The following is a 24,739-nucleotide window of genomic DNA, read 5'->3' on the forward strand; positions in this document are numbered from 1 at the left end:
CTACAGGGCGCCCTTGGCGCTGGGGATGCCGACGACGCGCGGGTCGGGCTGGACGGCTGCGCGCAAGGCCCGTGCCAGCGCCTTGAACTGCGCCTCGACGATGTGGTGCGGGTCGCGGCCGGCGAGCACGCGCACGTGCAGGGCGATGCCGGCGTTGTAGGCGAAGGACTCGAGGACGTGTCGCGTGAGGGACCCGACGAAGTTGCCGCCGATGATGACGTACTCCTGGCCGGCCGGCTCACCCGAGTGCACGACGTAGGGGCGACCGGCGACGTCGACGACCGCATGGACGAGGGCCTCGTCGAGCGGGACCGTCGCGTCACCGAAGCGGCTGATGCCCGACTTGTCGCCGAGCGCCTCGCGCACGGCCTGCCCGAGGACGATCGCGACGTCCTCGACCGTGTGGTGGGCGTCGACGTCGACGTCGCCGTCGGCCCGGACCGTGAGGTCGATGAGGCTGTGCTTGGCGAGCGAGAGCAGCATGTGGTCGTAGAAGCGCACGCCCGTGGAGACGTCACCCTTGCCGGTGCCGTCGAGGTCGACGCTCACCTCGACGCGGCTCTCCGACGTGCCCCGGGTGACGGTGGCGGTGCGGGACGGTGTGCTCACGAGGCCTCCTGGCTCGATGCGTGGGTGGTGACGAGCTCGGTCATCGCCGCGAGGAAGCGACCGGTCTCCTCGGGGGTGCCGGCGGTGACCCGCAGGTGGTGCGGGATACCGACGTCACGGACGAGGACCCCCCGGTCGAGCAGAGCCTGCCACGTCGCCGGCGCGTCGGCGAGCCCGCCGAAGAGGACGAAGTTGGCATCGCTCGGCACGGGCCGCAGGCCCATCGCGGTCAGCTCGGCGACGAGCCGGTCGCGCTGCTCCTTGATCGCGTCGACGGTCTCGAGCAGCCGGTCGGCGTGCTCGAGCGAGACGCGGGCGATCGTCTGCGTGGGGGCCGACAGGTGGTAGGGCAGGCGGACCAGCCGCAGCGCATCGACGACCTGCGGGTCGGCCGCGAGATACCCCAGGCGGCCACCGGCGAGGGCGAAGGCCTTGCTCATGGTCCGGGTGACGACCAGGCGCGGGTGGGCGGCCAGCAGCGACAGTGCGCTCGGCGTGCCGGGCCGGGCGAACTCGGCGTAGGCCTCGTCGACGACGACGACCGCCCGCGGAGCCGCCTCGAGCATCGCCTCGATGACGTCGAAGGGCAGCGCCGTGCCCGTCGGGTTGTTGGGCGAGCAGAGGAAGACCAGGTGCGGGTCGACCCGCCGGGCCTGCTCGACGGCGGACTCGACGGTCAGGTCGAAGGAGTCACGGTCGCGCTGGCCGTCGACCCACGTCGTGCCGAGCGTCTCGCTGATGATCGGGTGCATCGAGTAGGCAGGCGTGAAGCCGAGCGCCGTGCGGTCCGGTCCGCCGAAGGCCTGGACGAGGTGCGAGAGGACTTCGTTGCTGCCGTTGCCGGCCCACACCTGCTCGGGACGAAGGGAGACCCCGCTGCGGTCCTCGAGATAGGCGACGAGCGCCGTGCGCAGGTCGGTGAACTCCCGGTCCGGGTAGCGGTTGAGCCCCCCGAGCTGCTCCTCGAGCTCGGCGACGATGGCCGCGACGACCTCGGGCGGCACCGGGTAGGAGGACTCGTTGGTGTTGAGCTGGACGTCGACGTCGAGCTGCGGGGCGCCGTAGGGAGTGCGTCCGCGCAGGGCGGGGCGCAGCAGCTGCTCGATCTCGCTCATCGCAGGGCCTCCCCGGTGCGCGCGCTGATGGCCTCGCCGTGGGCCGGCAGGTCCTCGGCCTCGGACAGCGCGAGGACGTGCGGGGCGACCTCGGCCAGCGCCTGCTCGGAGTACTCGACGACGTGGATCCCGCGCAGGAAGGACTGGACCGACAGCCCGCTGCTGTGGGCGGCGCTGCCGCCCGTGGGGAGCACGTGGTTGGACCCCGCGACATAGTCGCCGAGGCTCACCGGCGAGTGCGCCCCGACGAAGATCGCCCCGGCGCTGCGCACCCGGGCGGCGACCGCGGGCGCGTCGGCGGTGATGACCTCGAGGTGCTCGGCGGCGTAGGCGTCGACGACCCGCAGGCCGGCGTCGAGGTCGTCGACGAGCACGATCGCCGACTGCCGGCCGGAGAGGGCCTCGGCGACGCGCTCGCTGTGCTTCGTCGCGGCGGCCCGTCGCTCGACCGCGCCGGCGACGGCGTCGGCGAGCTCGGTGGAGTCGGTGACGAGGACCGACCCGGCCATGGGGTCGTGCTCGGCCTGGCTGATGAGGTCGGCCGCGACGTGCTCCGGGTCGGCGGTGGCGTCGGCGAGGACCGCGATCTCGGTGGGGCCGGCCTCGGCGTCGATGCCGACGATCCCCTTGAGCAGGCGCTTGGCGGCGGCCACGTAGATGTTGCCCGGGCCGGTCACGAGGCTCACCGGGAGGCACTCGCCGCGCTCCCCCGAGGCCTCGTCCTCGAAGCCGTGGGCGAATCCCGCCACCGCCTGGGCGCCGCCCATGGCCCACACCTCGTCGACGCCGAGCAGGGCGCAGGCGGCGAGGATCGTCGGGTGCGGGTAGCCGGCGAAGACGCCGACGTTCTCCTTCTGCGGCGGGCTGGCGACGGCGAGCGAGCCGACCCCGGCGATCTGCGCGGGCACGACGTTCATCACGACGGACGACGGGTAGACCGCCCGGCCGCCGGGGACGTAGAGGCCGACGCGCTCGACGGGGACCCATCGCTCGGTGACGGTGCCGCCGCCACCGAGGTCGGTCGTGGTGTCGGTGCGCCGCTGGTCGGCGTGCACCGCCCGGGTGCGCTCGATGGCCACCTCGAGGGCCGTGCGCACGGCCGGGTCGAGGGTGTCGACGGCGGCCTCGAGGACCTCCTGCGGGACGCGAAGGGAGGACGGCCGCACCCCGTCGAAGCGCTCGGCGAGGTCGTAGAGGGCTGCGGCCCCACGGTCATGGACGTCGTCGCTGATCGGCCGGACCGCGTCCAGGGCGGCCTCGACGTCGTACTCGGCCCGCGGCAGGACGGCACGCAGCTGCCGGGCGCCGAGGGGCTGTGAGCGCAGGTCGATCGTCGCGAGCATGCCCCAAGTCTAGGTATGTCCGCGCCGGCTCCTGACCGGCGTCTCATGCGTCGGGGTCAGACCCCGCCGTAGAAGATCCGGTCGACCACCTGGCGGGCGTGGCGTGCGGTGCGGCGGTAGGACTCGGCGAGGGCCAGCCCCGACTGCGGCGCCATGCCGACGATGCGCCCGACGCCGTCGGCCTCGCGCAGGTTGGACGGCACCGAGTCGACGGGTCGCCCGCGGAAGAGCATGCCGGCATTGCGCAGCAGCGAGGCCATCGACCAGGCCTCGCGCAGGACCACGGCGTCCTCGCCCCCGACGAGCCCGACCTCGACGGCCGCCCCGAGCGCCGGCAGGGTCCGGGTCGTGCGCAGCTCCTCGTGGTCGTGCGCGTGCTGCAGCTGGAGCAGCTGGACGGTCCACTCGACGTCGGAGAGACCGCCCATGCCGAGCTTGAAGTGCGCCTTGCGGTCCGCGCCGCGCGGCAGCCGCTCGGCCTCCATGCGCGCCTTGAGTCGGCGCACCTCGCGCACCTGGGTCGCGTCGAGCCCCTCGGCGGGCCAGCGGATGGGGTCGATGAGGGCGGTGAAGCGCTCCCCCAGCCCGGGGTCGCCCGCCACCGGACGAGCGCGCAGCAGGGCCTGGGCCTCCCAGGTCTCGGACCAGCGCTCGTAGTAGGTCGCGTAGGACGCCAGCGAGCGCACCATCGGCCCGCTCTTGCCCTCGGGCCGCAGGTCGGCGTCGAGACCGAGCGGCGGGTCGGACCCCGGGGCGCCGAGCAGGCGTCGCAGCTCACCGACGACGGCGAGTGCGGCCTCCTGGGCTGCCTGGTCGTCCGTGCCCTCGTGGGGCTCGTGCACGTAGAGGACGTCGGCATCGGAGGAGTAGCCCATCTCGCTGCCACCGAGGCGCCCCATGCCGACGATGAGCAGGTCGGTGCCGACCGGCGCCCCTCGATCGGCCTCGACCGCGCGCACGACAACCTCGAGGGAGGCCTGGATGACCGCCTCGCTGATGTCGGTGAGCGCGTCGCCCACCTGCTCGAGGTTGATCCGCCCCTGCAGGTCGGCGACCGCGACGCGGAAGATCTCGGCCCGCCGGATCGCGCGGATGGACGCGACGGCCGCATCGGCCTCGTCCCGACGGCTCGCGGCAGCCCGCATCCGCTTGAGGATCTCCTCCCGCTCGCGCGGGCGCAGTCCGTCGGGGTCGCCGAGCATCTGCACCGCCTCGGGGCTGGCCAGCAGCAGGTCCCCGGCAAATCGACTCGCCCCCAGGGTGTGGGCGAGGATCTGGGCGGCCTCGCCCTCGTCACGCAGCAGGCGCAGGTACCAGTGGGTCGTGCCGAGCTCCTCGCTCACCTTGAGGAAGGCGAGCAGACCGGCGTCGGGGTCGGCCATCTCGGCGAACCACTCGAGCATGACGGGCAGCAGCTGCCGCTGGATGGCCGCCGTGCGGTTGACCCCGTCGGTGAGGACCTCGAGGTGGCGCAGGGCACCGGCCGGGTCGCGGTAGCCGAGCGCGCTCAGCCGCGCGCGGGCCGCGTCGGGGGTCAGCCGCGCCTCGTCGGGGCTGAGCTTGGCGACCGCCGACAGCAGGGGGCGGTAGAAGAGCCGCTGGTGGAGACGCCGCACCTCGCGGGAGTGCTCGGTGCGCAGCTGGACGACCTGCTTGTCGGGCTGGTCCCACAGGTGCAGGGCCCGTCCGAGCCGCCGCAGGTCGGCCTCGGCGGTCGGCATGAGGTGGGTGCGCCGCAGCCGGTGGAGCTGGATGCGGTGCTCGAGGGTGCGCAGGACCTTGTAGGCGTCGGCGAGCACGGCGGTGTCCGCTCGCCCCACGTAGCCACCGGCCGACAGCGCGGCGAGGGCGTCGAGCGTGGTGCCCGAGTGCAGGCTCTCGTCGGTGCGGCCGTGGACCAGCTGGAGCAGCTGGACGGAGAACTCCACGTCGCGCAGACCACCGGGACCGAGCTTGAGCTGGCGGGAGGCCTCGGCGGCGGGGATGTGCTCCTCGACGCGACGGCGCATCGCCTGCACGTCGTCGACGAAGTCCTCCCGGGAGGCCGCCTCCCAGACCATCGGCTGCACCGCGGCGAGGTACTCCGCCCCCAGCGTGGCGTCGCCGGCCAGGTGACGCGCTTTGAGCAGGGCCTGGAACTCCCACGTCTTGGCCCAGCGCTCGTAGTAGGCACGGTGGCTGGCCACGGTGCGCACAAGAGGGCCCTGCTTGCCCTCCGGCCGCAGCGCCGGGTCGACCGGCCACAGGCTGCCGTGGGCGGTCGCGTCGGAGCACGCGTGCATCATCCGGGTCGCCACCCGCGTGGCGACGTCGAGCGCGGCGGCCTCGTCGGCGCCCTCGACCGGCTCCGCGACGAAGATGACGTCGACGTCGGAGACGTAGTTGAGCTCGCGACCGCCGGCCTTGCCCATGCCGATGACGGCGAAGCGGCAGGTCTGCCCCTCGTCACCCAGCTCGTCGATCGCGATCCGGACCGCGCCCTCGAGCGCCGAGCCAGCGAGGTCGGCCAGGGCGCGCCCGACCTGGGGCAGGAACTCCACGGGGTCCTCGGCCGTCGTGTCGCGGGCGGCGATGCCGAGCAGCTGGCGCCGGTAGCCGACCCGCAGGGCGTCCTGCGGCTCGAGGTCGCCGGGGTCGGCGATCTCGGCGAGCAGGGCTTCGGTCCGCTCCTCCGGCGTCATCTCCCGGGCGTCGACGGCATCACGCCACTGCTCGGGGTGGGCGACGAGATGGTCGACGAGCGCCGTCGAGACGCCCATCGCCCCGATGATCCGGGCCCGCGCCTCCGCGTCGTCCCGCAGGGCGGCGAGCAGCGCCTCGACCTCGTCGCCAGCCGACTCGACGACCCGGACGAGCCCGAGCAGCGCGCTGTCGGGGTCGGCGGCTCGTGTCAGGGCCGCGACGAGGTCGTCACGGACCTCGGCGAGCGGCGCGAGTGCGGGGTCGGCCAGCAGGGACTCGGCCCGACGGGTGTCGTCGAAGCCTCGTCGGGAGATGCTGGGTCCGGGTCGGGCGGGTGGTGTCACGCGGTCCTCACAGTCGCGGCAGCAGACTTTCCAGCTCGAAGGGGGTGACCTGGTTGCGGTAGTCGGCCCACTCCTGCCGTTTGTTGCGCAGGAAGAAGTCGAAGACGTGCTCGCCCAGGGTCTCGGCGACGAGCTCGCTCTCCTCCATCGCCTCGATGGCCTCGGAGAGGCTCGAGGGCAGCGGCTTGATGCCCATCGCCTTGCGCTCGCGGTCGGTGAGGCTCCACACGTCGTCCTCGGTCTCCGCCGGGAGCTCGTAGCCCTCCTCGATGCCCTTGAGCCCCGCGGCGAGGGTGACGGCGAAGGCGAGGTAGGGGTTGCACGCCGCGTCGAGGCTGCGCAGCTCGACCCGGCTGGAGTTGCTCTTGTTGGGCTTGTACATCGGCACCCGGACCATCGCCGAGCGGTTGTTGTGGCCCCACGTCAGGTGCGCCGGCGCCTCGCCGCCGCCCCACAGGCGCTTGTAGCTGTTGACCCACTGGTTGGTCACGGCCGTGAACTCGCGACCGTGGTGGAGCAGGCCGGCGATGAACTGACGGCCGACCTTGCTCAGCCGGTAGGGGGCACCGGCCTCGTAGAAGGCATTGGTGTCGCCCTCGAAGAGCGAGAGGTGGGTGTGCATCCCGCTGCCGGGGTGCTCGGCGAAGACCTTGGGCATGAAGGTCGCGTAGACACCCTGCTCGAGCGCCACCTCCTTGATCACTGTGCGGAAGGTCATGATGTTGTCCGCCATCGACAGCGCGTCGGCGTAGCGCAGGTCGATCTCGTTCTGCCCCGGGGCGCCCTCGTGGTGGCTGAACTCCACGGAGATGCCGACCGACTCGAGCATGGTGATGGCGGCACGACGGAAGTCGTGGGCCTCCCCCTTCGGCACGTGGTCGAAGTAGCCGCCGTCGTCGACCGGCTCGGGCCGCTCGCCCCGCGGCGTGCCCTGCTGGAGCAGGAAGAACTCGATCTCGGGGTGGGTGTAGAAGCTGAAGCCCATGTCGGCGGCCTTGCCCAGCGTGCGGCGCAGGACGTAGCGCGCATCGGCCAGGGCGGGGCTGCCGTCGGGCAGCTGGATGTCGCAGAACATGCGCGCGGTGCCCGGGTGCTCACCGCGCCACGGCAGCACCTGGAAGGTCGAGGGATCGGGACGCGCGAGCATGTCGGCCTCGTAGACCCGGGTGAAGCCCTCGATGGCCGACCCGTCGAAGCCGATGCCCTCGCTGAAGGCGCCCTCGAGCTCGGCGGGGGCGATGGCGACCGACTTGAGCGTGCCGAGGACATCGGTGAACCACAACCGGACGAACCGGATGTCCCGCTCCTCGATGGTGCGGAGGACGAACTCCTGCTGACGATCCATGCGCCCATCCTGCCCTAGGCGGGCGGCACAGATCGTGCAGGGCACGACGAGGCCCGCCTCACCCCCTTCGGTCGAAGGGGGTGAGGCGGGCCCGGCGATCGCCTGCGGTGCTCAGCAGGTGGGTGCGATCACTTCCCGGACTGGATCCGGAGGGACATCTCGTCCTTCTTCTCCTTCAGGACGGTGATCTTCGTGCCGGATCCGGCGACCTTGGTCGAGCTCCACGGGTTGTCGGCCGACCAGTAGCGGTTGGGGTCGGAGTCGTCGAACGTGCGGATGCCCGGAGTCGAGGGGACCGTCTGCGGGATGCCTGCGTTGTGGAAGGTCACCTCGTCGGTGCGCTGGGTGCCGAAGGTGGCGTCGAAGGGCTGACGGCGGTTGCCGAGCAGCTTGCCGTTGGAGAACTTCACCGGCGCCGGGCGGGCGTCGACGGGCAGGACCTGGCCGTAGCCGGGGTGCACGCTGGTGTTGTTGTCCGAGTAGGCGTTGTTGATGTACCAGACGAGCAGGCCGTCCTGGTACGGGAAGCGCTCGACCCAGTCGGGGCGCTCGGGGTCACCGAAGTTGTACGGACCGGTCTTGAGGTTCTTGTCGTAGCCCGAGTACACGCGGTTCTCCGCGAGGTAGTAGCTCTGGACCGTCTCCGACGTGGAGCCCGACATCCGGGTGAAGCCGTCTGCGGTCCAGCCGTTGTCGCCGGACTCCACGTCGTCGGTGAGGACCGCGGTCCCGTCGACCGTGATGGTGATGTCGTCGATGAAGGCCCCGGGCTCGGAGACACCACCGTCCGACTGGTAACGCCAGCGGAACTGGACCTTCTGGCCCGCGTAGGCGCTCAGGTCGGTCGTGACCTCGTTCCACGACAGGTCGCCGCCGTCGGTGGCGGACAGCTCCTCCCACGTGGACCCACCGTCGGCGCTGACCTCCGTGTAGAGGAAGTCGTAGCCGGCCTCGATCTGGGTGGCCAGCTGCGCCGAGACCGACGCCGAGGTCGCCCCGGTGAGGTCGATCTCGCGGGTCAGGGTGTTGTTGAGGTTGTCGGCGGAGCCGGACCACCACTCGTAGCTGCCGGAGTGGGGGGTGTTGTAGTCGGTCGTCACGGTCTCCTCGGGCAGGAGGACCGCAGCGGCCTGGGGCAGCTTGGCGTGGTCGCGGTCGGCGGGGCCCAGGGCGAGGTTGACGTTCTGACCCGGCTTGACCGTCTCGGCGTCGAGCCAGCCGAGCTGCAGCTTTTCCCAGGCACCCATGTAGCCCGGGCTGGAGCCGATGTCGACGGTGCCGTCGTTGAGCCACGAGCCGCCGGACATCAGGGTCCAGAAGCCGGTGCCGTTGTCGCCGCCGGCGGTGTCGTAGAGGTCGGGCAGACCGAGGTCGTGACCGAACTCGTGGGTGAAGACACCCAGGCCGCCGTTCTCCGGCTCGGTCGTGTAGTCACCGATCCAGATGCCGGAGTCGCCGAGCGGGACACCGCCGAGCTTGTTCTGCTCCGGGCCGTCCTTGCCGATGTTGTTGGAGAAGGCGTACCAGCGGTGGCTCCAGATGGCGTCCTCGCCCTGCTCGCCGCCACCGGCCTCCTCGCCCTCACCGGCGTGGATCGCCTGGAAGTGGTCGATGTAGCCGTCGGGCTCGTTGAAGTCGCCGTCACCGTCGAAGTCGTAGCGGTCCCAGACGTCGAACTGCGCGAGGTACTCCTTGATCTCCGCGTCGGACGTGCCTTGGGCCTTCTGGTCCTCGTACCAGGCGGTGGCGGTGTCCTTGACGTAGTTCCAGTAGCCCTCGGCCTCGGAGGTGCCGTCACCCGCGACCGGGTTGTGGCCGTAACGGGCCTCGTTGAAGGGCACCGTCACCCAGTCGCTCACGTCGCCCTTGGTGAGGAAGCGGCCCTGCGACTGCTTGAGGTAGAAGTCGCGGAAGGACTCCTGCTCCTTCTTCTTGCCCTTGCCCTTGCCCTTGCCCTTGGTCTCGGCGTCGGACCCGAACATCAGCTCGGTGTAGTGGTCGCGGCTGAAGTCCTCGTCCCAGATGGTCGAGTTGTTGACCGACCGGTCCGGCTCGGGGATCTCGTTGTGGACCGGACCGGCCTCGCCGCCCTGGGCGGGCTTGGTCTGGTCACCGAAGTCGGTGAGGATCGTGAAGACGCTCGCCTCCCGGTCGACGTCGTACTGGACGTACTTGGTGCGCTTGCCCTTGCCCTTGCCCTTGGCGGCGGTCGTGTTGTCCTGGTGGCCCTTGGCCTTGGCGTGGGTCTCGGCGGCGTCATCGCTGGTGATCTCGATGACCTGCGTGCCGTTCTTGGTGACCACGCGGGCCTCGCCGCGCATCAGCTTGTCGACGGCGTCCTCGCGCAGCTCGCGCTGGGCGTCACCCAGGGGGTTGGGCAGGTCGTCGTGCCGGGCCGACGAAGCGGCCTTGTCCTCGGGTGCCACCGCGGCACTCGTCCCTGCACTCGCGGCCATCGGCGCGAGGGTCAGGACGAGGGCGGAAGCCGCGAGGCCGGACACGACATGGGTGTGGCGTCTCTTCACGGGTCCTCCAAAAAGATGTTGTGGCTCGAACCACAGGGGGTGAGCGCACTCAACCAAGATTTGCCGGCCTCCGGGAGTCACCACAGGAGTTTCTGAAGGAATCCTTACTCTTGACCCGGCGACCCTGCGGGTTTTCCCTCTATCCTCCGGCGCATCGTGCGGTCAGGCCTAGGGTGGCCCCATGAGCGAGACGACCGCCCCCTACGGATCCGGGAGCACCCCTCCCCCTTCGGCGCCCAAGCGGGTGCGCATCCCCCACCTGCAGGCGATGACCGATCGTGGCGAGCGCTGGGCCATGCTCACCGCCTACGACATGTACGCCGCACAGGTCTTCGACCGCGCGGGCATCCCGGTGCTGCTCGTCGGCGACTCGGCCGGCAACAACGTCTACGGCCACGAGACGACCGTGCCCGTGACGCTCGACGAGATGATCCCGCTGACCCGCGCCGTCGCCGGTGCCGCGGCGAGCGCCCTCGTCGTGGCCGACCTCCCCTTCGGCACCTACCAGGCCTCCCCCGAGCAGGGCTACCTCTCGGCGGCCCGCCTGATGAAGGAGGGTCTGGCGCACGCCGTCAAGCTCGAGGGCGGCGCAGAGATGGCGCCGACGATCGAGCGGATGACCCAGGGGGGCATCCCCGTCATGGCGCACATCGGCTTCACTCCGCAGAGCGAGCACACTCTTGGCGGCTACCGCGTCCAGGGGCGCGGCGAGGCCGCGGGCAAGCTGCTCGAGGACGCCCGGGCGGTCCAGGACGCCGGCGCCTTCGCGGTCGTCCTGGAGATGGTGCCCGCGCCGGCCGCGGCCGAGGTGACGCGCGAGCTGAGCATCCCGACCATCGGCATCGGCGCCGGCCCCGACTGCGACGCGCAGGTCCTCGTGTGGCAGGACATGGCCGGGCTGCGCACGGGCAAGGCTCCCCGCTTCGTCAAGCGCTACGCCGACGTCGGCACCGTCCTCGAGGACGCGGCGCGCGCCTATGCCGCGGACGTCGCGGCCGGCACCTTCCCGGCGTCCGAGCACTCCTTCGAGAGCTGACGATGGCCCCCGACGACCTGCCCGAGATCCGCACGCGGTGGTCGGAGGTGTCCGGCGGCATCGACGCCGCGCACGCCTACCAGCGACGCTTCGACGAGCTGGCGAGCGGCGGTGCCGACCTCGACGGCGAGGCGCGCTTCGTCCACGGCCTGCACGAGGCACCGGTGCGCGTCCTCGACGCCGGGTGCGGCACCGGGCGGGTCGCGACCGAGCTGACCCGGCTCGGCCACGACGTCGTCGGGGTCGACGCCGACGCGGCGATGATCGAGGTGGCCCGCGAGCGCGACGACGTGACCCGCTTCGTCCACGCCGACCTGGCCACGCTGTCCCTCACGACGCAGGCCTTCGACGTCGTGCTCCTCGCGGGCAATGTCGTGCCCTTCCTCGCCGACGGCACGCTCGTCGAGGTCCTGCGCCGACTGCGGGCACACCTCACGGGTGACGGGCTGCTCGTCGCCGGGTGGTCCCTGCCGGGCCACCAGCCCGACGGGGCCGCCGCGGTTTCGCCCGAGGACTACGAGCGGGCGGCCTTCGCCGCCGACCTGTCCCTCGTCACGCGCTACGCGACGTGGGAGGCGCAGCGCTGGCCCGGTGACGGCTCCTATGCCCTGACCGTGCACCGGCCGCGCTGACCGTCAGGCCCCGGCGTCGCCGGTCTGCCACTCGCGCTCCTTGCGGTCCTCCTCGTCCCAGGCTTCTGTCTTGGCGCGCGCGGTGGCGAGCGCGGCGGCGGCCTCGGCCTCGGTCTCGTAGGGGCCCATGACGTCCTCGCCCTGGGAGCGGTTGTCGTCGGTCTCGACCTGCTGGGTCTCGATGTTGAACCAGTACGCCATCGTCGTGCCGTCCTTCCTCGCGGTGACCCGCGGACCGGGGCGCATCGGTCACGCCCTCGTTGCCTAGACTTCACCGCATGCCTGCCGCTGCCGCAACCGTGACACCCGGTGAGGTCTCCCCCCGCCGCGCCGTCCCTGCCGCCATCGCGCGGCCCGAGTACGTCGACCGGCCGGCGCCGACCCCCTTCGACGGCAGCGAGATCAAGGACGCCGCGACGATCGAGCGGATGCGGCACGCCTCGCGGATCGCCGCGCAGGCGCTCGCCGCGGCCGGTGCGGCCGTGGCTCCCGGCGTGACGACCGACGAAGTCGACCGGATCGGCCACGAGTTCCTGCTCGACCACAGCGCCTACCCCTCGACCCTGGGCTACCGCGGCTTCCCCAAGTCGCTGTGCACCTCGGTCAACGAGGTCGTCTGCCACGGCATCCCCGACTCGCGGGCGATCGAGGAGGGCGACATCGTCAACATCGACATCACCGCCTTCGTCGGTGGCGTGCACGGCGACACCAATGCGACCTTCTGCGCCGGCGAGGTCGACGAGGAGTCCCGCCTGCTCGTCGAGCGCACGCACGAGGCGATGATGCGTGGCATCAAGGCGGCGCTGCCCGGACGGCAGATCAACATCATCGGTCGGGTCATCGAGCGCTACGCCGCCCGCTTCGGCTACGGCGTGGTGCGCGACTACACCGGCCACGGCATCGGGACGAGCTTCCACTCCGGGCTCGTCGTGCCCCACTTCGACGCCGCCCCCGGTCACGACACCGTCATCGAGCCGGGCATGACCTTCACGATCGAGCCGATGCTCAACCCCGGCACGCCCGACTGGGAGATGTGGGACGACGGGTGGACCGTCGTGACCGCAGACCGTCGGCGGTCCGCGCAGTTCGAGCACACGATCCTCATCACCGACGACGGCAACGAGATCCTCACCCTCCCCTGAAGGCAGGTAGCGATGAGCAAGAAGCCCCACGCCCTGGGCATCGACATCGGCGGCAGCGGCATCAAGGGTGCCCCGGTCGACCTCGACAAGGGCAGCTTCACCGACGACCGGCTGCGGATCGCCACCCCCGAGGAGTCGACCCCAGAGGCCGTGTGCGACGTCGTGGCGCAGATCGTGGACCACTTCTCGGTGAAGAAGGACCTGCCGCTGGGCATCACGATCCCGGCCGTCGTCATGCACGGCGTGGTCCAGACCGCGGCCAACATCGACAAGGCGTGGATCGGGGTCGACGCCGACGAGCTCTTCAGCGACCGTCTCGGGCGTGAGGTCCACCTCGTCAACGACGCCGACGCCGCAGGGGTCGCCGAGCGGCACCACGGAGCGGCGAAGGGAGCCAAGGGCACCGTCGTCCTCACCACCCTCGGCACCGGCATCGGCACGGCCGTGCTCGTCGACGGGCACCTCGTGCCCAACACCGAGCTCGGGCACATCGAGATCGACGGGCACGACGCCGAGACCCGCGCCGCGGAGTCCGTGCGTGAGCGCGAGGGCCTGTCGACGCAGGAGTGGGTGGAGCGCCTGCAGACCTACTACTCGCGCCTCGAGGCGCTGCTGTGGCCCGATCTCTTCGTCGTCGGCGGCGGGGTCAGCAAGCAGGCCGACACCTTCCTGCCCCTGCTCGACCTGCGGACGCCGATCGTCGCGGCGAAGCTGAAGAACAAGGCCGGCATCATCGGTGCCGCCCATCTCGCGGCCAAGGGCTCCTGACCACGATCCGGTCTCGGCTCGTGGTGTCGGGCCCGGCCCGACCCGTCGCATGCGGCAGGCTGGGGCCATGACGACCTCGCGGGGAGCGGGCCATCCGGCCCTCTCACGTCGGCTCGGCCTGACCGACGCCGTCGGGATCGGGCTTGCCTCGATGCTCGGGGCCGGGGTCTTCGTCGTCTTCGCCCCGGCGGCGGCCCGGGCCGGCTCGCTGCTGCTGCTCGCCGTCGTCCTCGCCGGGGCGCTCGCCGTCGTCAACGCCACCTCGACCGCACGGCTGGCGACCCGATATCCCAGGGCAGGCGGTGCCTACGTCTACGGGCGTGAGCGGCTGGGCATGCCCTGGGGGCACCTGGCCGGGTGGGCCTTCATCAGCGGCAAGATCGCCTCGTGCGCGGCCATGGCACTGACGATCGGTGTCCACGTGCTCCCCGGCTGGTCCGAGGCCGTGGCGATCCTCGTCGTGCTGGTGGTGCTCGCACTCAACCTCCAGAGCATCGAGCGACCGGCACGGGTCGCGCGGGCGATCGCGCTCGCCGTGCTCGTCGTGGTGCTCACCTTCGTCGTCGTGCTCCTGATGAGCCCACCGGTCACCGCCGACGCTCCCCCGCCGACCCCGCCCGGGTCCGGCGGCTGGTGGGGCGTCGCGCAGGCCGCGGGCTTCATGTTCTTCGCCTTCGCCGGGTACGCCCGGGTCGCGACCCTCGGCGAGGAGGTCTTCGAGCCGCGGCGCACCATCCCGCGCGCCGTCGCGATCTGCCTGGGCGTCGTGCTGGGCCTCTACGTGCTCATCACCGTGGCCCTGGGACGCACCCTGGGTGCCGGGTGGGTCGCCGCGCGCGAGGCGCCGCTCGCCGAGGCGGCCGAGATCTCCGCCTGGCCCTGGCTGGGCCCCATGCTGCGCATCGCGGCCGTGCTCGCGGCCGGCGGCGCGCTGCTCGCCCTGACACTGGGCGTCTCCCGGACCGTCCTGGCCATGGCGCGCGACCGGCACCTGCCACCGGTGCTCGCGCGGCTCGAGGGGCCGCACCGGGTCCCCCGCCGGGCCGAGATCGTCGTCGCCGGCTTCGTCATCGTGATGATCGTGCTCGTCGACCTGCGCGGGGTGATCGGCTTCTCGAGCTTCTGCGTGCTCGTCTACTACGCCATCGCCAATGCCAGCGCATGGACCCTCGACGACGGCTGGCTCGGGCGCGCGGTCGCGGCGGTCGGGTTCATCGGCTGCCTCCTCGTGGCCGTGCTGCTGCCGTGGGAGTCGGTCCTCGCCGGGGCGGTGGTCCTGGCGATCGGTGCCTTCATCGGATGGGTGCGGCACACGACGCGCGAGTGACCCCCTTCGGCACGTGGCGCGAAGGGAGGGGGATGAGTCGGCCTGTAAGCCGGGTTCTGTCCCCCGGGCCGGTTGCCCGGACCGGGGTGACGGCCATCCATCTCGGGTCGCCGTTGCCGACGACCTCCAGCGTCCTACCCGTGTGCTCGGGCGGGCCGCCCTCGGACGCACACTGTCTGGACTTGCTCCGGGTGGGGTTTACCGAGCCGATCCGGTCACCCGGATCGCTGGTGGTCTCTTGCACCACCGTTTCACCCTTACCGCGACGACCGAGGTCGTCGTGGCGGTCTGCTTTCTGTGGCACTGTCCCGCGGGTCACCCCGGGTGGCTGTTGGCCACCACCCTGCCCTGTGGAGCCCGGACTTTCCTCGACACCGCCGAGGCGGTGACGCAGCCGTCCGGCCGACTCATCCGACGAGCATTCTACGGTGCGGCGCAGGTCAGCCCAGCCACCCCGCGCCCTCGGCGATCAGGACCAGTCCGAAGATCGCGAAGGCGGCTGCCGCCCCGTACTTGATGACCCTCTCGGGCAGCTTGCGCCCGAGCAGGGCGCCGACGCCGATGGCGAGCGCATCGGCCGCGACCATGCCCACGGTCGAGCCGATCCAGGTGCCGAACCAGTTCTCGCGCACCGCGAGGGTGATCGTCGCCAGCATCGTCTTGTCGCCGAGCTCGGCGAGGAAGAAGGCCAGGCCGACGGCCAGCAGGGCCGACCCCTTCGCCTTGCGCGCCTTCTGCGCCTCCTCGTCGGTCAGCTCGTCGCCGCGCAGGGTCCAGGCTGCGAAGCCGAGGAAGGCGATGCCGGCAGCGATGACGATCGGCCCCTGGTAGCGCTCGAAGCTCGCGCCGATGAAGTAGCCGATGCCGACCGAGGCCAGGTGCACGACGGCCGTCGCGGCGGTGATGCCGAGGATGACGTCGCGGGCCCGGTAGCGGGTCGCGAAGGTCATCGCCATGAGCTGGCTCTTGTCGCCGAGCTCGGCGACGAAGATGACCACGGTGCTGAGCACCAGTGCTGAGAACATGAAAAAACTCCTCGTCCAGCCCGGACGAGGAGTCTGCGTGCGACGAGCCTCGACCGGGACGTCGTATGACAAACCGGTCGAAAGTCTCGTCCGCCAGTGGTGCTGGCCCGATGTGCCGGAGCCGGGGCCAAAACCTCAGGCTCAGTGTGTCGACACACCTGTTGGGGACTACTCCCTTTCGCTGGCCCCACCCTAGCCCACGGACGAAGGGAGCAAAAACCACCCGTCGCACGCGGGGCTCACACCACGGTGAGCTCGACCCTGCCCTGCGCCAGGTCGACGCTCTCGAGCCGCACGGTGACCTCGGCGCCGAGCTCCGCGGCACCCGATGCCCTGGCCATCACGGGCGGGTCCACGAGCTGGATCTGGACGCGCCCCGTGCCGTCGTCGCCCTCCGGGACGTCGACGACCACCGCGTCGAAGGACTGCCCCACCCGGTCGGCCAGGGTCGCGGCCTCCACGGCGTCCGTCGTGGCCCGCTCGACGGCGCCCGCCCGCCGGTCGGAGGCCTCCATGAGCTCCGGCAGGAGCGGGAGCGCCTCGCGCACCCACCCGGGCACCTCCGCGCCCGCACTCACCGCGGCGCACAGCGCCAGCCCGAAGCGGTCGACGAGACGACGCAGGGGTGCCGTCACGTGGGCATAGGGAGCAGCGATGGCCGCCTGCTCGACGACCTCGGGGGGCTCGCCGTCGAAGGCCGTGTAGCCAGCCCCGCGGAAGAGCACGGTCGACTCGTGGATCAGCGCGAGGTGCTTCGGGTCGGTCCCGTCGAGGGACCGCAGGAAGGTCCCGTGCTCGGTGCCCTCGGCCCACTCGACGCCGAGGGCTCGGGCGATCCGGCGCAGCTGCTGCACGTCGCGTTCCTCGGGTTCGGGCATGGTGCGCAGGATCCCCATTCCGGCCTCGAGCATCATCTCGGCCGCGACGATGCCGGTGAGCAGCGAGATCTGGGCGTTCCAGTCCTCCGCGGGCACGAGCGGTCGCAGATGGAGTCGGAAGCCTCCGTCCACCTCCTCGACCTGCTGGTCCGGCATCGGCAGCGAGGCGCCGCCGCGCTCCTGCTCGAGCGCGATCCGCAGCTCGCCGATCTCCTTGAGCAGCACCAGTCGCTCGTCGTCGGACCCTGCGTCGACGGCCGCCTGGACGGCCGTGTACTCCAGCCGCTCGGCGCTGCGCACCAGCGCCGGGTAGAGCTCGGCCGAGGTGTGGGCGCCCGTCGCGTCGAGCCGGATGTCCCAGACGTAGGCGGGGCGGACCTCCTCCGGCAGGAGGCTGGCCGCACCCTCGCTGAGCACCGGCGGGTGCAGCGGCGTGCGCTCGTCGGGCGCGTAGATCGTCTGCCCGCGACGACGAGCCTCTGCGTCGATGGCCCCACCCGGCTCGACGAAGGACTCGAGGTGCGCAATCGCGTAGCGCACCCGGTAGCCGTCGCCCTCCCGCGACAGGTGCATGGCCTGGTCAAGGTCCATCGAGCCGGGCGGATCGATGGTGACAAAGGGGAGGTCGCTCTCGTCGCGCTCCGGTTGCGAGAGCGGCTGGGCCGCAACGCGCTCGGCCTCGGCCAGCACGTCCGCGGGGAACTCGTCGGGCACCTCCTGCTCGGCCCGGATCGCGTCGAAGCGCTCCGTGAGCCCCGCGGCGGCGACCACCTCCCCGGACTGGGGGTCGCTCGGGCGCAGGGTGACGGTTCGCTGTGCGGCTGCCATGCCAGCCACCCTAGATGGCTGACGTATCGTCCGAGGGGTGCTCGTGCTGCTGCCCCCTTCGGAGTCCAAGACCGGCCGCTCGCGCGGCACGCCCCTCGACCTGGGGCGGCTGTCCTTCCCCACACTCACCGCGCACCGGCAGCAGGTGCTCGACGCGCTCGCCGCGGCGAGCGCTGCCCACGACGCCCACGAGGTCCTCGGCGTCAGCCCCAACCTCGTCGACGAGGTCGCCCGCAACACCGCCCTGATGAGCACTCCCGCTCCCCCGGCCGCGCAGGTCTACACCGGCGTCCTCTACGACGCCCTCGACCTCGGCGACCTCACCCCCGGGCAGCGCCGGCGGGCCAACCGCTGGATCGTCGTCGTGTCGGCCCTCTTCGGTGCCGTGCGCCCCCCCGACCGCATCCCGCCCTACCGGCTCTCGATGGCCGTCAACCTCCCGGGGGTGGGCCCCCTCGCGGGTCACTGGCGGCCCGTCCTCGACGACGAGCTGACCGCCGCGGCGGGGACCGGGCTCGTCGTCGACTGCCGGTCGAGCACCTATGTCGCCGCGTGGACGCCGAGCGGCGACGTGTCGCGCCGGTGGGTGCAGATCCGGGTGCCCGGCGCCACCCACATGGCCAAGCACACCCGCGGTCTGGTGACCCGGCACCTGCTCGGGGTCGACCGGGAGCCGCGGACGCCCGCGGCGCTCGCCCGCGCGCTCGAGCCGGCCTTCGAGGTCGGCCTCACCGAGCCGGCCCGACCGGGCCAGCCCTGGGTGCTCGACACCACCGTGAGGTGAGCACCGCCGAGGCCGCCGAGGTCCTCGCCCGGACCCTTCCGGTCATGGCCTTCCTGGTGGCCATCACCGTCGTCGCCGAGATCGCCGACCTCGCGGGCGTCTTCGACGTCGCGGGTCACGCCACGGCCCGCCTGGCCGGTCACCGCACCGTCGTGCTGTGGCTGCTGCTCGCCGCGCTGGCGGTCCTCGTCACGGCCTTCCTCGGGCTCGACACGACCGCAGTGCTGCTCACGCCGGTCGCGCTCACGGTGGCTCGGCAGGTCGGGGTGGGGGCAGCCCCCTTCGCGCTGACGACGCTCTTCCTGGCCAACACCGCCTCGCTCTTCCTCCCCGTCTCCAACCTCACCAACCTGCTCGCCGTGCAGCACCTCGCGACGCTGGGCGCAGGCCACGGCGACTTCGTGCGGCTGACCCTGCTGCCCGGTCTCGCCGCGGTCGCGGGCACCCTGCTCGTCATCGGGCTCGTGCACCGTCGGGCGCTGACCGGGCGCTACGCCGTCGAGCCCCCGGCAGCGCCCCACGACCGTGTCCTGCTGCGGATCGCGGCGCTCACATGTCTCGTGAGCGCGCCGCTCTTCGCCGTGGGTCTGCAGCCGTGGCTCGTCGCGTCCGTGGCCGCCCTCGTCCTCCTCGTCGCGATGGCGTGGCGTGCCCCCTTCCTGCTGCGCCAGGTCCGTCCGCCGTGGGGCATGGCCCTCGTCGTCGCCGGTCTCTTCGTGCTCGTGCAGCTGCTGCTCGACGCGGGCGCGGGAGCCGTGCTGGCCGACCTGTCGGGTTCGGGCGAGGGCGTGGGGGACCTCGCCCGCGTCGCCGGCCTCGGCGCGCTGGCGGCCAACCTGCTCAACAACCTGCCGGGCTATCTCGCCCTCGAGGCGGCTGCCGGGACGACACCCACGCGGCTCGTGGCGCTGCTCGTCGGCACCAACGTCGCGCCGATCGTCACCCCGTGGGGGTCGCTCGCCACGCTCCTGTGGCTGCACCGGGTGCGCGCGGCCGGACTGCGGGTCGCCCCGCTGCACCTCGTCGCCCAGGGACTCGCGGTGGCGCTCGTCGCCGGCGGCGCCGCCGTCCTCGCCCTCGGGGCCTGACCGCCCGTGGGTTGTGTGTTGAAGTGGTAGCCCAGCCTGCCGGCGAACCCCACCAGAGGCTTCCGGCACGCAGGACTACCGGTTCAACACACAACCGTGGTCAGAGGCCCAGCAACCCGGAGGAGCCAGGTGCCGACCGGACGCCGCGAGGTGCAGTCGTCGCCAGAGCGGCCACGGTGGTGCACCGCCTGACCGGTCGCGGGGGTCAGCCCAGCGCGCGCCTCAGGTCGGCCATGAGGTCCTCGGCGGCCTCGAGACCCACCGAGATGCGCAGGGTGGCGTCGGTGATGCCGATCGCGGCCCGTGCCTCCTCGCCCATGCGGCGGTGGGTCGTCGTCGCCGGGTGGGTGATGAGCGACTTGGAGTCGCCGAGGTTGTTGGAGATGTCGACGGTGCGCAGCGAGTTCATCACCGCGAAGGCCTCAGCCTTGCCCCCCTCGATGTCGAAGGTGACGACCGTGCCACCCCCGGTCATCTGCCGCCGAGCCAGCTCGTGCTGGGGGTGCTCCGGGAGCCACGGGTGGATGACCCGGGCCACCTTGGGGTGCTCCTGCAGGGCCCGGGCGACCGCGAGCGAGGACTCGGCCATGCGTCGCACTCTCAGGTCCATCGTCTCCAGGCCCTTGAGCAGCACCCAGGCGTTGAAGGGCGACAGCGACGGACCGGTGTGCCGGATGAGGTTGCGGACGGGGCCGTCGATGTAGTCCTGCGGCCCGAGGATCGCGCCGCCGAGCACGCGGCCCTGGCCGTCGATGTGCTTGGTCGCCGAGTAGACGACGATGTCGGCGCCGTGCTCGAGCGGCCGGGAGAAGACGGGCGTGCCGAAGACGTTGTCGACGACGACCTGCGCGCCCGCGGCGTGCGCGAGCTCGCTCACCGCGCCGATGTCGACGAGCTCCTGCATCGGGTTGCTCGGCGTCTCGAAGAACACCGCGGTCGTCGGCTCGGACAGCGCCTCGCGCCACTGGTCGAGGTCAGGCCCGTCGACGAAGACGGTCTCGACACCCCACCGCGGCAGGATCTCGTCGAGGATGACGAAGCAGCTGCCGAAGAGGCCACGGGAGGAGACGACCCGGTCCCCCCGTGCCAGGAGCGCCGCGAGGGCGGTGAAGACGGCAGACATGCCCGATGCCGTCGCGTAGGCCGCCTCGGCTCCCTCGAGCAGCCGCAGCCGCTCCTCGAGCATCGCCACGGTCGGGTTGCCGTAGCGCGAGTACACGAACTTCTCCACCTCGTCGGTGAAGGCCGCCTCGGCCTCCTCGGCGCTGCCGTAGACGAAGCCGGAGGTCAGGTAGAGCGCCTCGGAGGTCTCGTCGAAGGTCGACCTGGCCTGCCCGCCCCGCACCGCGAGGGTCTGCGGGGACAGCCCCTCGGGATCGAGGTAGGGACGAGGGTTGCCCGGGCCGAAGGGAGTCGCGCTCACCCCTGCCTCCACGGCAGGCCGGCCTGCTTCCAGCCGTTGACGGCGCGGTGTCCCTGCGCGTCGAGTTCTCCCTCGAAGCCCTCGGTGACGTTGACCGCACCGGTGTACCCAGCGGCAGATGCCGTGGCCGTCGCCGCAGCGGAGCGAGCGCCCGAACGGCACAGGAAGAGCACGGGTGCGTCCTCGCTCGGCAGCGCGGTGCGCAGCTGGTCGAGGAAGTGCGGGTTGGGAGCGCCCTCGGGGAAGGTCGTCCACTCGACGGGGACGACCCGTTTGCCGATCGACGTCAGGTCGGGCAGCCCGACGAAGGACCACTCGGCCTGCGTGCGCACGTCGACGAGCACCGCGTGGGGGTCGCTCTCGAGGCGCTCCCACGCCTCCTGGGGGGTGAGGTCTGCGTGCTGACTCATGGCGTCAGGCTAGTCACCGCTCCCCCACACGCCCCGCTCGGGTCAGCACCCGAGACGTCGGCGGGTGCGGGCGTCAGTGCCCCAGGGAGACGCCGTGGCTGACCAGCCACGATGTCGCGAGGAAGCGGGCGAGGCAGCCGATCGTCGTCACGGCGAGGAAGGTGACCGCGCTGACCCGCTTGATCCCGGCGGCGACGGTGACGACGGCCAGCGGCGGGAAGCCGATGCCTGAGCTGGCGAGCATGACGAGCGGCCCGAGACGCGGGCGGTCGAGGACGTCGATCATCGCCTTGCTCCACCGGGTGAGGCGCTCGCGGACCGGACCGACGGTGCGGCGCTGGTCGGCCGCCTCCTGCGCCTCGCGGGCCTCCTTGGCCTCGCGTCGCCGGGTGTAGGCCTCGGCCCCCTTGGCGGCGGCCACGAAGTGGGTCATCTTGCCCGCGACGAGTCCGGCGGTCATGGCCGCCACGTGCAGCGCCCAGGTCTCGGGGAAGATCACCGGGGCGGCGATGGCGTAGATCTCGGCGTTGAGCGGCGGGAAGTAGGCGGAGAGCAGCCCGAAGAGCACGGCCCCGACGAGGCCGGAGGCCGTGAGCCAGGTGGGCAGGTCGTCGATGTCGGCGCCTCTCAGGTGCGGTTGGTGAAGGCGACGACGGCCTGCCCGTCGGGCCAGGCCTCGATGCCGGTGAGGGACCCGGGTGACCCCGCGATCCGCCACATGGACTCGTGCGGGAGAGCCAGGACCAGACCGAGCACCGCGAGGATGGGCTTGCGGTGACTCGCGACGACGACCGTGCCCCCGCGCGCGACCACCCGCTCCCACGCACCGAGCACCCGCTCGAGCATCTCGTCGTGGCTCTCTCCCCCGGGCCGGGCGTAACCCCGGTCGTCGCGCAGCGCCCGGAACTCCTCGGCAGCGTCTTTGACGAGGTCACGCACCGCGGCGCCGTCCCAGTCGCCGAAGGACTGCTCGTCCCAGTCCCGATCGACCTCGATCGCGGTCCCGAGCCGCTCGGCAATCACCGCTCCGGTCTGCCGCGCCCTGGCCAGGTCCGACGTGACGACCTGCACGGGGTCGTCTCCGACGAGCCCTGCGACGAGCTCGGCCGCTCGCTGCGCCTGGCGCCGGCCGGCGTCGGTGAGGTCCGGGTCGGACCCACCTCGCCCGTCGAGGCGCCCCTGCTCGGTGAACGCGGTGACCCCGTGGCGCACGAGCACCACGCGCGTTGGGGTGCCCCGGCCGCTCCATGGTCGAGCCGGCTCCTGCTCGCCGTCACGGGACGGCGCAAGGTCGTCGCGCTCCTGCTCGTCGGCGTGCCAGTCCTCGACCTCGTCACCGTCCATGCCCCGGTTGGACAGGGCATCGGCCGCGGAGTTGTCCGCTCGTGGCACCCACACGAAGTCGACACTGCCACCGGCGTCGACGATGCGGGCGACGAGGTCGCGGCCCTGCTGCGCGAGGGCGCGCATGTCGGGGTGCTTGACCTTCCAGCGACCGGACATCTGCTCGACGACGAGCTGGGAGTCCATGGCGACGACGACCTCGGCGTCGGCGCTGATCCGATGTGCCGCCGCCAGCCCGGCGAGCATGCCTCGGTACTCGGCGACGTTGTTGCACGCGGTGCCGATGGGGGCGGCGAGCTCGACGAGGACGGTCCCGGCCTCGTCACGCACGAGTGCGCCGTACCCGGCCACGCCGGGGTTGCCGCGGGACCCACCGTCGGCCTCGACGCGGAGCGTGCGCCCCATCAGCTCTCGGTATGGGTGCGCACGAGGATGCGGCCGCACTCCTCGCACCGCACGACCTCGTCGCTCGCGGCCCGCTCGATGGCCGAGACGTCGACCGGGTTGAGCTCCAGCCGGCAGCCGCCGCAGCGGCCGTGCGTGAACTCCGCCGCCCCGAGACCGCCCGAGCTGTCACGGATGCGGTCGTAGAGGGCGAGGAGCTTGTCGTCGATGCCGCCGACGAGGTCGGCTCGCGGCCGCTCGACCTCGACCCGCTCGGCGTCGAGGTCACCCACGGCGGTGTCCCGCTCGGCCGTGAGTCGGTCGACCTCGGCCTGGGCCGCGTCGCGCTCGGTGGTCAGCTCGGTGAGCCGGGCCTCGGCGCCCTCCTGGCGCTCCATGACCTCGATCTCGACGTCCTCGAGCTCGGCCTGACGACGCGCGAGGGTCTGCAGCTCGTGCTGGAGCGAGGTGAGGTCCTTGGAGGTCATGCCGGTGCCGGCCTCGAGCCGCGCCTGGTCGCGGGCCGCCCGGTCGCGCACCTGCTGCACGTCGGTCTCGGCCCGCTCGACCTCGCGACGGATGTCCGACAGACCCGTCTCGACACGCACCACGTCGTCGCTCACCTGCTGCAGCCGGGCCCGCGCCTCCGCGAGCGCGGCGATCTGCGGCACCCGGGTGCGCGCGTGGTCGATCTGCTGCAGCCTCGTGTCGAGAGCCTGCAGCTCGAGGAGTCGTGCCTGGACGAAGGGGTCTGCCTTCACTGCGGGTCTCCTTGGAGGGGTCGGGCGCCGACGGTGAAGGTCCACGGGTCGGTGCAGATGGTGCTCACGTGGGTGTCCAAGCCCATCACATCGTGGCCCGCCGCGGCGAGCGACCCCACGAGACGCTCGAGCATCTCGTGCAGCCACAGCGACTCGGTGGCCCAGTGACCGGCGTCGACGACGAAGGGGGTGCCGGCCCGGCTCGTGGCCTCCTCGCGGGCCTCGAGCACCGGGTGGTGGCGCAGGTCGGAGGTGACGTAGACGTCCGCACCGGCCGCGGCCGCCGCGTCGAGCAGCCCGTCGCCGGCCCCGCCGAGCAGGGCCACGCGGCGCACCTGCGCGTCGGGCGGGCCGGACACCCGCACCCCCGCCGGTGCCGAAGGGAGCGCCGCCGCCAGGCCCGACGCGAAGTCCGCGAGGGTCACCGGCTCGTCGAGGTCACCGACGCGTCCCATGGGGCGGCCCTCCTCGACGCTCAGCGGCTCGCTCGTCGTCAGGCCGCACGCGGTGGCCAGGGCGGTGTTGACGCCCGGCTCGGCGACGTCGGCGTTGGTGTGCGCGACGTAGAGGGCGACGTCTCCGACGACGAGCGAGGTGACGGCCGCTCCCTTCGCGCTCGTCGTGGCGACCGAGTGCACGCCGCGCAGGAGCAACGGGTGGTGCGTGACGAGCAGGTCCGCTCCGGCCTCGCGGGCCTCCTCGATGACGGCGAGGGTCGGGTCGACCGCGGCGTGGATGCGCCGCACGGGCTGCTCGGGGTCGCCGGTCACGAGGCCGACGCGGTCCCACGACTGCGCCGAGTCGAGCGGGAAGGTCTGCTCGAGGACCGCCAGGACGTCCTGGAGGCGAAGGTGGCTCATGTGGGCCCGGCCGGGCTCGAACCGACGACACCCGCGGTGTAAACGCGGTGCTCTACCAACTGAGCTACAGGCCCCGGACGCCCCGA

The 24,739-nt window shown here is 72.2% G+C and carries 22 protein-coding genes, 1 tRNA gene and 1 other RNA gene; 7 read left to right on the forward strand and 17 right to left on the reverse strand.

Annotated features, from left to right (window positions below):
• From hisB to H7A72_RS09270, 6 genes are all read right to left on the reverse strand, one after another.
• Positions 1-609 (reverse strand): imidazoleglycerol-phosphate dehydratase HisB, encoded by a 609-nt coding sequence (gene hisB / locus H7A72_RS09245; protein ID WP_072624819.1) that lies wholly within the window; start codon positions 607-609, stop codon positions 1-3.
• On the reverse strand, positions 606-1,724 hold the full coding sequence (locus H7A72_RS09250) for a histidinol-phosphate transaminase (protein ID WP_084451197.1): 1,119 nt from the start codon (positions 1,722-1,724) through the stop codon (positions 606-608). The genes hisB and H7A72_RS09250 overlap by 4 nt, the downstream gene beginning before the upstream one ends.
• The gene (gene hisD, locus H7A72_RS09255; RefSeq protein WP_084451198.1) at positions 1,721-3,067 is read right to left on the reverse strand and encodes a histidinol dehydrogenase; all 1,347 of its coding nucleotides are present in this window, start codon (positions 3,065-3,067) and stop codon (positions 1,721-1,723) included. The genes H7A72_RS09250 and hisD overlap by 4 nt, the downstream gene beginning before the upstream one ends.
• Positions 3,068-3,123: 56 nt before the next feature.
• Entirely contained in the window at positions 3,124-6,093 is a 2,970-nt protein-coding gene (locus H7A72_RS09260) for a bifunctional [glutamine synthetase] adenylyltransferase/[glutamine synthetase]-adenylyl-L-tyrosine phosphorylase (protein ID WP_185220354.1), read from the reverse strand.
• Between the two features lie 7 nt (positions 6,094-6,100).
• Positions 6,101-7,438, reverse strand: coding sequence for a glutamine synthetase family protein (locus H7A72_RS09265; RefSeq protein WP_185220355.1), 1,338 nt, complete (start codon positions 7,436-7,438; stop codon positions 6,101-6,103).
• A gap of 128 nt (positions 7,439-7,566) precedes the next feature.
• Positions 7,567-9,894, reverse strand: a complete 2,328-nt coding sequence (locus H7A72_RS09270; RefSeq protein WP_223277590.1) for an immune inhibitor A domain-containing protein — start codon at positions 9,892-9,894, stop codon at positions 7,567-7,569.
• Between the two features lie 250 nt (positions 9,895-10,144).
• On the opposite strand from H7A72_RS09270, the gene panB reads away from it, so the two are divergent.
• On the forward strand, positions 10,145-10,999 hold the full coding sequence (gene panB, locus H7A72_RS09275; protein ID WP_084451201.1) for a 3-methyl-2-oxobutanoate hydroxymethyltransferase: 855 nt from the start codon (positions 10,145-10,147) through the stop codon (positions 10,997-10,999).
• A 2-nt stretch (positions 11,000-11,001) separates the two neighbouring features.
• Positions 11,002-11,631, forward strand: coding sequence for a class I SAM-dependent methyltransferase (locus H7A72_RS09280; protein ID WP_084451202.1), 630 nt, complete (start codon positions 11,002-11,004; stop codon positions 11,629-11,631).
• Between the two features lie 3 nt (positions 11,632-11,634).
• Here the strand turns inward: H7A72_RS09280 and H7A72_RS09285 are convergent, their stop codons facing one another.
• On the reverse strand, positions 11,635-11,877 hold the full coding sequence (locus H7A72_RS09285) for a methionine aminopeptidase (protein WP_318843239.1): 243 nt from the start codon (positions 11,875-11,877) through the stop codon (positions 11,635-11,637).
• A gap of 32 nt (positions 11,878-11,909) precedes the next feature.
• On the opposite strand from H7A72_RS09285, the gene map reads away from it, so the two are divergent.
• The 3 genes from map (at position 11,910) to H7A72_RS09300 (ending at position 14,868) form a co-directional block, all read left to right on the forward strand.
• Positions 11,910-12,773: a type I methionyl aminopeptidase gene (gene map / locus H7A72_RS09290; protein WP_185220356.1), complete on the forward strand. Its 864-nt coding sequence runs from the start codon at positions 11,910-11,912 to the stop codon at positions 12,771-12,773.
• Positions 12,774-12,785: 12 nt separating this feature from the next.
• Positions 12,786-13,541, forward strand: coding sequence for a polyphosphate--glucose phosphotransferase (ppgK, locus tag H7A72_RS09295; RefSeq protein WP_185220357.1), 756 nt, complete (start codon positions 12,786-12,788; stop codon positions 13,539-13,541).
• Between the two features lie 67 nt (positions 13,542-13,608).
• Positions 13,609-14,868 (forward strand): APC family permease, encoded by a 1,260-nt coding sequence (locus H7A72_RS09300; protein WP_185220358.1) that lies wholly within the window; start codon positions 13,609-13,611, stop codon positions 14,866-14,868.
• Positions 14,869-14,897: 29 nt separating this feature from the next.
• Here H7A72_RS09300 and rnpB read toward each other — a convergent pair.
• The 3 genes from rnpB to H7A72_RS09315 all read right to left on the reverse strand — a co-directional run bounded on the left by rnpB (position 14,898) and on the right by H7A72_RS09315 (position 17,599).
• An RNA gene (gene rnpB / locus H7A72_RS09305) (RNase P RNA component class A) lies at positions 14,898-15,278 on the reverse strand.
• Positions 15,279-15,308: 30 nt separating this feature from the next.
• On the reverse strand, positions 15,309-15,893 hold the full coding sequence (locus H7A72_RS09310; protein ID WP_185220359.1) for a TMEM165/GDT1 family protein: 585 nt from the start codon (positions 15,891-15,893) through the stop codon (positions 15,309-15,311).
• A 239-nt stretch (positions 15,894-16,132) separates the two neighbouring features.
• Complete coding sequence (locus H7A72_RS09315) at positions 16,133-17,599, reverse strand: RNB domain-containing ribonuclease (protein ID WP_185220360.1); 1,467 nt, start codon at positions 17,597-17,599, stop codon at positions 16,133-16,135.
• A 37-nt stretch (positions 17,600-17,636) separates the two neighbouring features.
• Here H7A72_RS09315 and H7A72_RS09320 point away from each other — a divergent pair, with 37 nt between their 5' ends.
• Both H7A72_RS09320 and H7A72_RS09325 read left to right on the forward strand, forming a co-directional pair.
• Complete coding sequence (locus H7A72_RS09320; RefSeq protein ID WP_185220361.1) at positions 17,637-18,383, forward strand: YaaA family protein; 747 nt, start codon at positions 17,637-17,639, stop codon at positions 18,381-18,383.
• On the forward strand, positions 18,380-19,471 hold the full coding sequence (locus H7A72_RS09325) for an ArsB/NhaD family transporter (RefSeq protein WP_223277591.1): 1,092 nt from the start codon (positions 18,380-18,382) through the stop codon (positions 19,469-19,471). Before H7A72_RS09320 ends, H7A72_RS09325 begins: the two co-directional genes overlap by 4 nt.
• A 205-nt stretch (positions 19,472-19,676) precedes the next feature.
• On the opposite strand, the gene H7A72_RS09330 is transcribed toward H7A72_RS09325, so the two are convergent.
• The 7 genes from H7A72_RS09330 to H7A72_RS09360 all read right to left on the reverse strand — a co-directional run bounded on the left by H7A72_RS09330 (position 19,677) and on the right by H7A72_RS09360 (position 24,727).
• Entirely contained in the window at positions 19,677-20,894 is a 1,218-nt protein-coding gene (locus H7A72_RS09330) for an O-succinylhomoserine sulfhydrylase (protein ID WP_185220362.1), read from the reverse strand.
• Positions 20,891-21,304, reverse strand: a complete 414-nt coding sequence (locus tag H7A72_RS09335; RefSeq protein ID WP_185220363.1) for a rhodanese-like domain-containing protein — start codon at positions 21,302-21,304, stop codon at positions 20,891-20,893. The genes H7A72_RS09330 and H7A72_RS09335 overlap by 4 nt, the downstream gene beginning before the upstream one ends.
• 73 nt (positions 21,305-21,377) lie before the next feature.
• A complete protein-coding gene (locus H7A72_RS09340; protein WP_072624849.1) occupies positions 21,378-21,872 on the reverse strand; it encodes a hypothetical protein in 495 nt (164 codons plus the stop codon).
• A gap of 59 nt (positions 21,873-21,931) precedes the next feature.
• Positions 21,932-23,053 carry a bifunctional RNase H/acid phosphatase gene (locus tag H7A72_RS09345; RefSeq protein ID WP_185220364.1) on the reverse strand — a complete coding sequence of 374 codons (1,122 nt, stop codon included), beginning with the start codon at positions 23,051-23,053 and terminating at the stop codon, positions 21,932-21,934.
• Positions 23,053-23,793 (reverse strand): zinc ribbon domain-containing protein, encoded by a 741-nt coding sequence (locus H7A72_RS09350; RefSeq protein ID WP_185220365.1) that lies wholly within the window; start codon positions 23,791-23,793, stop codon positions 23,053-23,055. The genes H7A72_RS09345 and H7A72_RS09350 overlap by 1 nt, the downstream gene beginning before the upstream one ends.
• The gene (locus tag H7A72_RS09355; RefSeq protein ID WP_185220366.1) at positions 23,790-24,653 is read right to left on the reverse strand and encodes a Nif3-like dinuclear metal center hexameric protein; all 864 of its coding nucleotides are present in this window, start codon (positions 24,651-24,653) and stop codon (positions 23,790-23,792) included. Before H7A72_RS09355 ends, H7A72_RS09350 begins: the two co-directional genes overlap by 4 nt.
• Before the next feature lies 1 nt (position 24,654).
• Positions 24,655-24,727: transfer RNA gene (locus tag H7A72_RS09360), tRNA-Val, on the reverse strand.
• Between the last annotated feature and the right edge of the window lie 12 nt (positions 24,728-24,739).

Source organism: Janibacter sp. YB324 (assembly GCF_014217915.1).
GTDB classification, from domain to species: Bacteria; Actinomycetota; Actinomycetes; order Actinomycetales; family Dermatophilaceae; genus Janibacter; species Janibacter indicus.

Excerpts from the sequence above, each read along its gene's own strand:
- H7A72_RS09280 (WP_084451202.1), top strand. The coding sequence starts at position 11,002 with ATGGCCCCCGACGACCTGCCCGAGATCCGCACGCGGTGGTCGGAGGTG.
- ppgK (WP_185220357.1), top strand. The coding sequence starts at position 12,786 with ATGAGCAAGAAGCCCCACGCCCTGGGCATCGACATCGGCGGCAGCGGC.
- H7A72_RS09265 (WP_185220355.1), bottom strand. The coding sequence starts at position 7,438 with ATGGATCGTCAGCAGGAGTTCGTCCTCCGCACCATCGAGGAGCGGGAC.
- H7A72_RS09310 (WP_185220359.1), bottom strand. The coding sequence starts at position 15,893 with ATGTTCTCAGCACTGGTGCTCAGCACCGTGGTCATCTTCGTCGCCGAG.
- H7A72_RS09285 (WP_318843239.1), bottom strand. The coding sequence starts at position 11,877 with ATGCGCCCCGGTCCGCGGGTCACCGCGAGGAAGGACGGCACGACGATG.
- hisD (WP_084451198.1), bottom strand. The coding sequence starts at position 3,067 with ATGCTCGCGACGATCGACCTGCGCTCACAGCCCCTCGGCGCCCGGCAG.
- H7A72_RS09250 (WP_084451197.1), bottom strand. The coding sequence starts at position 1,724 with ATGAGCGAGATCGAGCAGCTGCTGCGCCCCGCCCTGCGCGGACGCACT.
- H7A72_RS09270 (WP_223277590.1), bottom strand. The coding sequence starts at position 9,894 with ATGGCCGCGAGTGCAGGGACGAGTGCCGCGGTGGCACCCGAGGACAAG.
- H7A72_RS09315 (WP_185220360.1), bottom strand. The coding sequence starts at position 17,599 with ATGGCAGCCGCACAGCGAACCGTCACCCTGCGCCCGAGCGACCCCCAG.
- H7A72_RS09345 (WP_185220364.1), bottom strand. The coding sequence starts at position 23,053 with ATGGGGCGCACGCTCCGCGTCGAGGCCGACGGTGGGTCCCGCGGCAAC.
- panB (WP_084451201.1), top strand. The coding sequence starts at position 10,145 with ATGAGCGAGACGACCGCCCCCTACGGATCCGGGAGCACCCCTCCCCCT.
- map (WP_185220356.1), top strand. The coding sequence starts at position 11,910 with ATGCCTGCCGCTGCCGCAACCGTGACACCCGGTGAGGTCTCCCCCCGC.
- H7A72_RS09335 (WP_185220363.1), bottom strand. The coding sequence starts at position 21,304 with ATGAGTCAGCACGCAGACCTCACCCCCCAGGAGGCGTGGGAGCGCCTC.
- H7A72_RS09300 (WP_185220358.1), top strand. The coding sequence starts at position 13,609 with ATGACGACCTCGCGGGGAGCGGGCCATCCGGCCCTCTCACGTCGGCTC.
- H7A72_RS09355 (WP_185220366.1), bottom strand. The coding sequence starts at position 24,653 with ATGAGCCACCTTCGCCTCCAGGACGTCCTGGCGGTCCTCGAGCAGACC.